Below are 10,006 nucleotides of genomic sequence, written 5' to 3'. Positions count from 1 at the left end.
AGGCTTTCACGTCAATTTTTTATAGGTTCCTTTATAATATGTCTCAGCATTTATTAGCAAGCGTGTCTGATGAATCAGACCACCCTATTTCTCATTAGAGAAATGGGAAATTTGCCAAACTACAGTACTGTATTCTTGCTTTTATTGAATAAAATCCAAGGGATCTCTCCTAGCTTTTCAGAATCTATTTGGTTTAAATATAAGGATATATATGATGCAGTATCTGTTTCTGCTCTCCTTGCTATAAAATTTAATATATATCCTTTTTTCTCTTTGCCAATCTCAAAAGCATCTTTTAAATCCATTTCATATATATCTTTTAATTGGTGGTGTTTTAAATCATATAAATAACACCAGAACAACCATTCTCTTAATGCAATTGTTTCGTTGGATACTTGAGGTTGTTCTATTGCCAACCAGCTCTTATATTCCTCAAATTGATACTTTAACTTTGGCGGTCTTTCATTTTTAGGCAAAGAAGCTCGTTTCTGGAGTCTCCTTGGTATTTGGTTGAGTTTGTGAGGAGTTATTGGATACAAAACATTCCATTCTCTGATAACGCTGAAAACTCTTGACTGTTTTAAACCTGCCATTTCAATGTATTTAACCACGACATCATTTGTTATCTCCTGGGGTGAATAATGATTCTTATAAGCCCAATATACAAAAAAGCATATATTTATTCTTTTATTTCTTAAAGATTCGTAATAAATTTTACCCCACTCACTTTTCATTAATCCAGCGGTTGATTTAGAATGGTTATTTGTCTTGGTATCTTCAATAGAAAACTTCCTTAAATATGTTCTTATAAGATATCTGTAAGTCTTTCGTGTGGTCTTTTTGTCAAAGAAACCTAATTTGTTTTCAACCTTTTGCCAGTCAAGTTTTGACAGATCAAATTCTTGGTCCAGTGAAACATTGTGTGATTCCCACAGGAGTTTTAAAGCATAAAGTGTCATATTTGAAACAGTCGCACGATGGGGATAACAAATTGAATTTACTTCAAACTTAAAACCAATATTTTTCTGTGATGACTTTTGAGATTCCCGGATAGCTCCTGTACGAAATGTAATAGGTAAATAAGGTTCGGCCATTTTCAGTGCTTCTTCTAAAGTTAGATTTAAATAGTATTCACTAACTGTCTTGATGGATTTGTGAAGAAGCAACTTAGCAACTGCAAAGATCATTCCACAATCTTTTTTCAAAATATAGCAAGCAAGAAGGTGTCTAAATAAATGCGCATTTACAGGAATCCCGAGAAACTTGTAAGTTCAGTAATTTGTTAATTGGGATATATAATGCGATGATAGTTTCTCACCAGCAGCACTTACAAATAAATGTTTATGCTGTTTGTCCTTGACCAAAACTTGTCTTAAATTTATGTACTCCTCAAGCAATGGAACTAAATGGCTTGGAAAATCAAATTCCCAAAAATCATCTTCTTTAGCATGTTTTACATCTTCAGGGTATAAATAAACTTTCCACCCATTTCCTTCAAAGACAATATTTTTCCCGATTTGTAAGACGGATAGAGTTCTTGCTCTTAATGGTATCTCAAGAATCAATCCAAATAACAATGCTAACATAGTTAACCGAGCATATTTATATCCAAACTTTTTTACAATCTTCTTTCGTGCTTGTAACAAAAATTCTGGAAGTTTTTCAAGAAATTGAAAGTTAATATTACTTATTTTTTGTTGATAAACTGCCGGCATTATATGAGGTTTGTATTTTTTCTTCCATTTAAGGACCATCTGCTTTATGTCAGAAACATCCATTCCAAAATAATAAGATATCACGGGAATAAAAAAGTTTCCTAAATAACGAACTATTGATATCGGTTTAACCGTTTCTGACCTGTATTTTATAAATTTTTTTATAAACAAGCGATTTTTCTTATTAATCTGAAAAATTTCTCTCAAGTTATATTTCTCAATATTAATGCGTGGTTTATATTTGTACTTAAGAAAATAAATATATTCCAAAAAACACTTTTCTCTCTCTTTAAATGTTTGTTCATTAACTTTATGGTTTCCGACACGGCTACCTTTTGAGCTAACTACGAATTTCTTATAGTTTTCCCAGTCATTTAAAAGTTTTTCTGGTAATTCGTTTCTTGGTATACTTATTGGTTTCTTTACTTTTTTAGGCATATCCGGAAGTTTTACAGGCACAATACCTTTTTCATATAATTCATTCCATATGCGCACCATGTATCCAACAGAGGTCTTTGGTCCTACAACAGACAGGTACTCTTTCAATTTCTCAATAGTAATTTCAGTAGGAGATAAACCAGCCCGAACAGCCCATCCCTTCAAAAATGAAATATAAACTTTTCTATTACCAGATTTCTTCCTTATTGATTGCCATTCTTTTAAAATTTCCGGTTTTCTTTTAAGAACAACTGCTTTCTTTGCGCAAACAATTTTTGCCAATGAATTAGTTCCTTCTAAGAATTTATTAACTAAGTACCGATATGTCCGTCGGGTAGTGGGTTTATATTTCTTTAGCTTTTCTTCAAACAACTCCAACCGGAGAGCATTTAAAGGAAGGCCTTGGTGCAAATTTAGTCCCTGTGATTCCCAGAGAATTTTGACTGCTCTCCGTGTAAGCCTTCTCAATTTTCCATGAAAATTATTTAATGAAAAGAAAACTATCGGTTCAAACATTTTACTCCTCCAATAAAATTTCCCTGTGTTGAAAATAATGATATATACTGTTATTCATACAAGAATATACTTAAAGTTACACAATATATACCGAAAGTTATCACCGTATATATGGATGTAGAAAAAGATATTCGGTTGTCGTCATTTTTTAGTTGATAATTCTCAATCACGTATCCCGGAAAATATGGTATATATTAACCACACCGTATATACACATAAACTCAAAAACATACAAAAACCACCATTCGTTTTTATACTATCACCACGCAATTTCCTATCAAGATGTTTGATTATTGCCGAATTTTTCAGCCCATTTTTTGACTTCTTCTGGGTCGTATCTTATTGTTCGCCACCCGAAGCGCTTGAACCCAAGACCTTTCTTTTTCCTAGCCTCATCAATCCATCGCTTTGTTACTTTTAAAAATTCTGCAACCTCTTTCCAGGTCCAAAGACCTGATTCTTTATTGCTCATCATAATCACCTTCCTGTATATGATATGTTGCTTTTGGGGAAAAATTCCAATGAAAAAATTAAATTTTCTTGATGTTCGGAAAATCTGAAATCTGCTGGCTCAGGAAGACAATACAGAGAAAAACCTTGATTTTTAGAGAGTAATGTGATAAAATAAAGTCAAGGGAATAAATGATAACACCAATTGATTCAGTAGGGATAATACTCAGTTACAAATGTCAGTCAGGTTGCAAGCATTGTCTTTATGCTTGTGGGCCTGCATGGAATGACTGGATGGATATTAAGACTTTAAGGTCAATTCTTGCTGGAATAAAATCTATCTGGCAAGATTATCATCCTAATCCATTAAAAAATGTTTTATTTCATGGAATACATCTTGCCGGCGGCGAACCCTTCCTAAATTTCCCTTTACTTCTTGAAGCAGTAAAAGAGACGATAAATTCAAATATTTATCTTGGTTATGTTGAAACCAATGCAGGTTGGTGGCAGTATGAAAATGAAATCTCTGCAAAATTCAGTGAACTCCGCAAGGTAGGACTTAAACGTATTCTTATAAGTTGTTCTCCATTCCATGCTGAAAACATTCCATTAAAAAGAACTCTTTATGCTATAGAAAATGCCTATAATATTTTTGGCAAGGACGGTGTTATCATCTATATGGAACATTGTGTATTTGAAATTGCTACATTTGGTACAGATGATACAGTGCCTATTGAAAAATGGATAGAAAAATATGGAAAAGAAGAAACTGGTAGGATATTCTGGCAGGGATATGGACTTATACCAGGTGGTAAGTCAGGATATTATCTTGGAGATTTGACGAAAAAATATTCAGCAGAGAGATTTGCAGATGAAACTTGTGAGTTTGAGATACTGAAGTCACAGCATGCACATTTTGATTTGTACGGAAATTATATACCTTACTTTTGTGGTGGTTTATCTATTGGTGATGCGAGAGATTTAGTTAAATTCTATGAAAATTTTAATCTGGATAATTTGCCATTGACTAAAATTCTTGTAGAAAATGGTCCTTATGACTTGATGCGATTCGCAAAAGAAAAATATGGTTATGCTGAACTTCCTGATGGCTATGTGGGCAAATGTCATCTTTGTGTAGATGTAAGAAAACATATTGCATTAAATACAGATGAATTTAGAGAACTTTCACCAAAGCAGTTCTATTTATTGCTTTAAAAAATGACTGGCAATATTGTTGATACACATGTGCATTTGGAAGAAACGGAGAATTTATAACAAACATTGATATAGCGGCTCTATAGATATTTTGGATAAAATAATTCAATTTGCATTGTCTTCAATGAAGAAAATAACAGTTGATGAAGTTGTAGATTTAACCTTACAAAATGCGATAAAATTGTTTAACATAACTTTGCAATAAAGAAATGTATAACCCAATTATTAGAGCAGATGAGATAAGACAGAAAGTCATTAATGGCAATAAACGCAGGTATTATCGTCTTGTCCGTGGTGGCCAGTGGTATGGTGGTATAGCAACTGCAGATTGTTGTGGCTGTAACCTAAAGTGTGTATTTTGTTGGAGTAATTTCCCGAGGGATAATCCTGACAAATGTGGTAGATTTTATCCACCCGAAGAAGTATTCAGGGCTTTAGTTTCAGTTGCTAAAAGAAGAAACTACAACCAATTAAGAATAAGCGGTAATGAACCAACTCTGACAAAGGAACATCTGCTTGAATTATTAACCCTGATTGATAAGACAGACTATAGGTTTATCCTTGAAACTAACGGTACTTTAATTGATACAGACTTTGCTCAGGAACTGAAAAAATTTGATAATCTCAGTGTAAGAGTTTCAGTTAAAGGCACAAATCCAGAAGAGTTCTCTCTTCTTACAGGTGCCGTCCCTGAAGGATTTAATTTGCAAATTGAAGCATTAAGAAATCTTTTGTCTTCCAATATCCACTGCTGGTTAGCGGTTGTTCTTTCTTTCAGTCCAAAAGAAAGCTATCAAAAGTTTAAAAAAATAATCAGAGAAATTTCACCAAAAGTTGAGATAGAAGAAGAATGTATCTTTCTTCTGCCACATATTCAAAAACGGCTTAAAGAAGCAGGAATAAAACCGCTTATCTGTGAATCTGTTACTGAAGCCATAGAAAAAGAATGCAAATGAACTGGAAAAATAAAAAAGTAAAAATATCAAAATTTATGTCATATATTTTACGACACAATCCTGAAAAGTTTGGATTAAAACTTGACGAACAAGGATTTGTTGAAGTTGACAAATTTGTCAGTAGTGTTCGTGAGAAGATTCCATCTTTGACGAAGGAAACAATAATTGAAATAATAGATTCATCACCGAAGAGAAGATTTGAAATTATAGGAGATAAAATCCGGGCAACATATGGACACAGTATCGCTGTTAATCTAAACCTGCCAGAAGTAGAACCACCTGAGGTACTTTATCACGGGACACCCAGAAACTCTTTACCAGGAATATTGAAGGAAGGACTGAAACCAATGGGCAGACAGTTGTCCATTTAAGTGCAACAGAAGGAGATGCTTACAAAGTTGGAGTGCGAAGGGACCCGAAACCGGTGATACTTAGAATTAATTCAAGGGAAGCATACAAAAATGGAATAAAATTCTTCAAATCCGGGAATGTGTTTCTGACTAAAAATATATCCCCAGAATTCATAAAAAATGAGATGTAAATTCTTGCTCATCTACCTGTTATTAGGCTCTGGGAACAGAAAAAGCTCAAAAATGGACAAATGTCAGACTAGCAAAAAGATTCAACCTCACAGTCCGCCGTATCCAACAAATTCTACATTCGCAAGATATCTTTAAAACAATTACATTATGAAGTCACGTAATTTTTGTAGGAAAGTGTGCATTCCCCTAATTTTGATAAATTTAATTTTAATCTTGACTTTTGTTTAATAAAATGTTATAATTATAAACAACGTAACACTCATGGGGAATTAAAATGTCAAAACTGAAACGATTTAGCATTTCACTTGATGATGACCTTGTAACAAAATTTGATAAAGAGATTGGAGAGAAAAATTATCCCACCAGGTCCAAAGCAATCGGAGATTTAATCAGGGAGTATTTTGTCAAAAAAGAATGGATAGAAGGAAAAGAAGTAGCCGGAACAATTACATTGGTTTATAATCACCATAAAAGAGAACTGGTAAATAAACTAACTGATATTCAGCATGACTTTCACGACTTAATTGTTTCATCGCAACATGTTCATTTAGACCATGATAATTGTCTGGAGATAGTAGTCACAAAAGGGAAACCAAAGGAAATTGAAAAATTAACTTACAGATTGAAATCAACAAAAGGTGTCAAACATGGTTCTCTAACCATGACAACAACTGGTAAAGAAATATAGGTAGTATTATTTTTTTGTTTATTGGTAACACGATTGTGAAAAATGTATGAACTACGCTCCTGCGTGCAGGAACGAGGTGAATAAGGAGGTGATGCTAAGGGAAAAAAATTAAAAACGCAAAGAAAGGAGGTGAATTAAAAGATGAAAAAGTTTTTAAGTATCGGTTTGATAATTATAGTGGTATTGGCTTTTGGTAAGTATTCCTTTGCTCATCATGCAATGGAATATATTGAGATGGAGAGTTACAGCACAGCAAAAAAAGGAGAGTTTGTTTTTCATTTACACTATGACTACATGGTTGATGATAAAAACGAACCGAACTTAGACCACTGGGAATTTACACCAGGTCTCTCATACGGCATAACTGACAGGTTAATGTTTGACTTCCATACTCATTTTGCGAAGTTTGGAGCAGGACATCTTGTTGTCGAGCTTACTGACCCTCAATATGAACAATATGCACAGAATGGACCTTCTCCATTTATGGAAGCATTTGCTTTGACACTTCAAGGAAGAATAACAGAAGCAAAACAACTTCCTGTAGATATTGCTCTTGTTTTTACATATGAGCAACCATTCGAGCGTAGTGAAGAACTTCTTGGTGGACAAAAAGTGTATGAGGCAACATTAATATTGAGTCGTGATTTTGGTGAACATTCAAATATTTGTTTGAATCTGAATTTTGGTAAAGATGGGGACGAATCTATTAAAAGTTTTGCATTAGGAATAAAAACACCAATTTCTGCAGATCCACACGGAATTGCTGCTGGAGTTGAATTTTTAGTAGGAGATTATGAAAAATTGGGTGAAAGTTGGTCAATTTTGCCCGGCGTATATGCTCCATTGGCTGAAAATATCATATTTAAGACTGGACTTGAATTTAGTAAAGATGCTAATAGTATCAGAGCAAATACCACTTTGATGTACAGGTTCTAATGGTAGATGTTGCCTATATGAGTTTAGAAATTGCACGGCTGGATAACCCAGCCGTGCAATAACATAATTTTCTTAAAGGAGAAAAAATTAAAAATGAAGATATTATCTTCAGTTATAGGATTTTTATTATTTTATAGTTTAGGTTTTTGTCATGAACATTGGATTGATTTGGAAAATTTTCGTCCATCAATAAGAGAGACAACCAAAGTTTTTGCTTGCAGTGGACATAATTTTCCCAAAAGTGATGTGATTTTAAGCGAGCGAGTATTTAACGGGTTTAAAGTTATCACTCCAGAGAACAAAGAAAAATTATATAAAACAAAACCTGACAAAAATTTAAATGTAATAGTATCGGAAGTCTTTTTTGAAGAAGAAGGAACATATATAATTTTATTCTCATTACAAAGACAGCCATTAAAAAATCCAATCTATACAGCAAAATCATTAGTTACTGTTGGTCAAGGAAACGAATTAAAATATTTTCTAAAATGCGGATTGGAAATTGTACCTGAGAAAGAAGTTTCGCAACTAAAACTTGGTGAAGAACTACCGATAAAAATATTTTACGATGGAAAGCCAGTTAGTTTAACTGCTTCCATTTCAATTAATGGTAAAAAGAACTTTTTTCTTAGAACAAATAAAGATGGCCAGTTAATATTAAAAATAAAATCATCTGGAAAATATTTAATTACTACAAGTTATAAAGGAATCGGTAGTTCGTTAACATTTTTTATTTCCGAGGGGAAAAAATGAAAAGAATAATTTTAATTGTCATCCTTGTTTTCGGAATCAAATATTGTTTCGGACATGGTGTTGAATATTCAGTTATAAAAGGCGGAGTAGGAATAAAAGTTTATTATAGCGATGGTACACCAATGTCTTATAGTGAAGTTAAAATATTTTCTCCACAAGATAGACAGACCGAATTCCAAACAGGGGTCACAGACAAGAATGGATGTTTTGTCTTTTACCCGGATTCAATAGGTAAATGGAAGATAGAAGTGAACGATGGAATGGGGCATGGGATTGTAAAAGAAATTGATATTACTGAAGGCTTAACTACAAAACCAGAAATAACACATTACTTACCTATATGGAAAAAAATCTTAATCGGAATAAGTTTCATATTTGGTCTTACAGGTATATTGTTTTATATTGTTACAAATAAAAAAATTAAGAAAGGGCAGATAGAATAAATATGCATATTCCTGATGGTTTTCTGGATATTAAAACATCAGCAGTAACCAATATTGTATCTTTTGTCTTTCTCATTTATGCTATTAAGAAAGTTAACAGATTTATAGTACCTGATAGAATTCCACTGATGGGAGTATCGGCTGCGTTTGTTTTTACAATTCAATTAATTTCTTTCCCAGTTATTGGTGGAACATCTGTACATATATTAGGTAGTGTACTAACTGCTGTTCTTTTAGGCCCTCTGTCTGCTTTTTTGATTGTAAGTTCAGCATTGATATTACAGGCACTACTTTTTCAACATGGTGGTATAATTTCCCTGGGTGCAAACATTTTTAATATTGCAGTAACAGGATGTATTTTAGGATATTTGATTTATAAGATTTTCCCAACAAACCTATTAGCTACAATTTCATCCTGGATTAGTATCGTTATTGGTGCAGGTTTTTGTGTATTGGAATTATTTCTTTCTGGAAAGATTAATCTCAAAACTGGACTAATTGCGATGTTATCAACCCACGTGATTGCAGGTGTAATAGAAGCAACTGTTACATATTTGATTCTTTCCGCAATAGATAAAATAAAACCCGACCTTCGGAATATAACAAAACTATGAAACACTCTTTCTTTGACAAATACAGTTATTTAGAAACGCCTGTTCATAAGATTCCTGTAATCATAAAGATTATCTCATTTCTCATTTTTGCTATATCAATAATCTTGTTTTCAGAATGGTCCTTCCTGGTTTATCTTATAGGATTTTTTATTTTAGTAATTACAGTTTATTTTTCAAAAGTACCTGTTTTTTTCATTATAAAAAAAATTCTTACAATTTTTCCATTTATCTTTATAATATCACTCTGTAACTTTTTTTCAAAATCTCTAAATTATACTATTATAATAAAAACAGTATTAAATTCGACCTTGATACTTATTGCAATTATTCTACTTGTAGAAACGACAAAATTTCCCAAACTACTTAATGGGCTATCTAAACTTGGCATTCCCAAAATTATTATTCTTCTACTTTCATTTATTTACAGATATTTTTTTGTCTTAATAGATGAGGTAGAAAAAATGGTATATTCTGCTAAAATTAGAAGTTATAGAAAACTAAATTTAAAAATAATTGCAAATATGTTCGGAATTCTTTTTGTAAGAAGCTATGAGAGAGCAGAAAGAATTTATTCAGCAATGGTAATGCGTGGCTTTGATGGAGAACTAAAATTATGAGTGTGCCAAGAAAGTTCCTTAAATTCTTGTCGGTGGAAGTCCGAACTGGATAAAGGGTAGCGACCAGTCCAACACCAAATCCCACAGTTAATAAGGCAACGAACTAACTGATGCTGGGATGCG

At 32.8% G+C, this 10,006-nt stretch carries 11 protein-coding genes and 1 pseudogene; 9 read left to right on the top strand and 3 right to left on the bottom strand.

Annotated elements, in window-relative coordinates:
• Positions 1-119: 119 nt before the first annotated feature.
• The 3 genes from AB1349_11060 to AB1349_11050 form a co-directional block, all read right to left on the bottom strand.
• Positions 120-1,205, bottom strand: coding sequence for a hypothetical protein (locus AB1349_11060; protein ID MEW6557874.1), 1,086 nt, complete (start codon positions 1,203-1,205; stop codon positions 120-122).
• A 66-nt stretch (positions 1,206-1,271) separates the two neighbouring features.
• Complete coding sequence (locus AB1349_11055; GenBank protein ID MEW6557873.1) at positions 1,272-2,669, bottom strand: hypothetical protein; 1,398 nt, start codon at positions 2,667-2,669, stop codon at positions 1,272-1,274.
• 277 nt (positions 2,670-2,946) lie between these two features.
• Positions 2,947-3,144 carry an excisionase family DNA-binding protein gene (locus tag AB1349_11050; GenBank protein ID MEW6557872.1) on the bottom strand — a complete coding sequence of 66 codons (198 nt, stop codon included), beginning with the start codon at positions 3,142-3,144 and terminating at the stop codon, positions 2,947-2,949.
• 167 nt (positions 3,145-3,311) lie between these two features.
• On the opposite strand from AB1349_11050, the gene AB1349_11045 reads away from it, so the two are divergent.
• The 9 genes and pseudogenes from AB1349_11045 (at position 3,312) to AB1349_11005 (ending at position 9,883) form a co-directional block, all read left to right on the top strand.
• On the top strand, positions 3,312-4,334 hold the full coding sequence (locus AB1349_11045; protein MEW6557871.1) for a radical SAM protein: 1,023 nt from the start codon (positions 3,312-3,314) through the stop codon (positions 4,332-4,334).
• Between the two features lie 209 nt (positions 4,335-4,543).
• Entirely contained in the window at positions 4,544-5,290 is a 747-nt protein-coding gene (locus tag AB1349_11040) for a radical SAM protein (GenBank protein MEW6557870.1), read from the top strand.
• Positions 5,281-5,831 (top strand): annotated as a pseudogene (locus AB1349_11035) (RNA 2'-phosphotransferase). The gene AB1349_11040 and the pseudogene AB1349_11035 overlap by 10 nt, the downstream one beginning before the upstream one ends.
• Positions 5,832-6,106: 275 nt before the next feature.
• Complete coding sequence (nikR, locus tag AB1349_11030; GenBank protein ID MEW6557869.1) at positions 6,107-6,520, top strand: nickel-responsive transcriptional regulator NikR; 414 nt, start codon at positions 6,107-6,109, stop codon at positions 6,518-6,520.
• A 141-nt stretch (positions 6,521-6,661) separates the two neighbouring features.
• Complete coding sequence (locus AB1349_11025; protein ID MEW6557868.1) at positions 6,662-7,456, top strand: hypothetical protein; 795 nt, start codon at positions 6,662-6,664, stop codon at positions 7,454-7,456.
• A 93-nt stretch (positions 7,457-7,549) separates the two neighbouring features.
• Positions 7,550-8,209 carry a DUF4198 domain-containing protein gene (locus tag AB1349_11020; GenBank protein ID MEW6557867.1) on the top strand — a complete coding sequence of 220 codons (660 nt, stop codon included), beginning with the start codon at positions 7,550-7,552 and terminating at the stop codon, positions 8,207-8,209.
• Positions 8,206-8,652 carry a hypothetical protein gene (locus AB1349_11015; GenBank protein ID MEW6557866.1) on the top strand — a complete coding sequence of 149 codons (447 nt, stop codon included), beginning with the start codon at positions 8,206-8,208 and terminating at the stop codon, positions 8,650-8,652. The genes AB1349_11020 and AB1349_11015 overlap by 4 nt, the downstream gene beginning before the upstream one ends.
• A 2-nt stretch (positions 8,653-8,654) precedes the next feature.
• Positions 8,655-9,266: an energy-coupling factor ABC transporter permease gene (locus AB1349_11010; GenBank protein ID MEW6557865.1), complete on the top strand. Its 612-nt coding sequence runs from the start codon at positions 8,655-8,657 to the stop codon at positions 9,264-9,266.
• Positions 9,263-9,883, top strand: a complete 621-nt coding sequence (locus AB1349_11005) for an energy-coupling factor transporter transmembrane component T (GenBank protein ID MEW6557864.1) — start codon at positions 9,263-9,265, stop codon at positions 9,881-9,883. The genes AB1349_11010 and AB1349_11005 overlap by 4 nt, the downstream gene beginning before the upstream one ends.
• Positions 9,884-10,006: the final 123 nt, after the last annotated feature.

This window comes from Elusimicrobiota bacterium (assembly GCA_040757695.1).
GTDB lineage: Bacteria > Elusimicrobiota > UBA8919 > UBA8919 > UBA8919 > JBFLWK01.
Note: the sequence above shows the minus strand (reverse complement) of the source record. Positions and strands in the feature narration are given on the sequence as shown.

What these genes read in the sequence shown, in the direction of transcription:
- AB1349_11015 (MEW6557866.1), top strand. Translation starts at nt 8,206, where the DNA reads ATGAAAAGAATAATTTTAATTGTCATCCTTGTTTTCGGAATCAAATAT.
- AB1349_11005 (MEW6557864.1), top strand. Translation starts at nt 9,263, where the DNA reads ATGAAACACTCTTTCTTTGACAAATACAGTTATTTAGAAACGCCTGTT.
- nikR (MEW6557869.1), top strand. Translation starts at nt 6,107, where the DNA reads ATGTCAAAACTGAAACGATTTAGCATTTCACTTGATGATGACCTTGTA.
- AB1349_11055 (MEW6557873.1), bottom strand. Translation starts at nt 2,669, where the DNA reads ATGTTTGAACCGATAGTTTTCTTTTCATTAAATAATTTTCATGGAAAA.
- AB1349_11020 (MEW6557867.1), top strand. Translation starts at nt 7,550, where the DNA reads ATGAAGATATTATCTTCAGTTATAGGATTTTTATTATTTTATAGTTTA.
- AB1349_11010 (MEW6557865.1), top strand. Translation starts at nt 8,655, where the DNA reads ATGCATATTCCTGATGGTTTTCTGGATATTAAAACATCAGCAGTAACC.
- AB1349_11045 (MEW6557871.1), top strand. Translation starts at nt 3,312, where the DNA reads ATGATAACACCAATTGATTCAGTAGGGATAATACTCAGTTACAAATGT.
- AB1349_11025 (MEW6557868.1), top strand. Translation starts at nt 6,662, where the DNA reads ATGAAAAAGTTTTTAAGTATCGGTTTGATAATTATAGTGGTATTGGCT.
- AB1349_11040 (MEW6557870.1), top strand. Translation starts at nt 4,544, where the DNA reads ATGTATAACCCAATTATTAGAGCAGATGAGATAAGACAGAAAGTCATT.
- AB1349_11050 (MEW6557872.1), bottom strand. Translation starts at nt 3,144, where the DNA reads ATGATGAGCAATAAAGAATCAGGTCTTTGGACCTGGAAAGAGGTTGCA.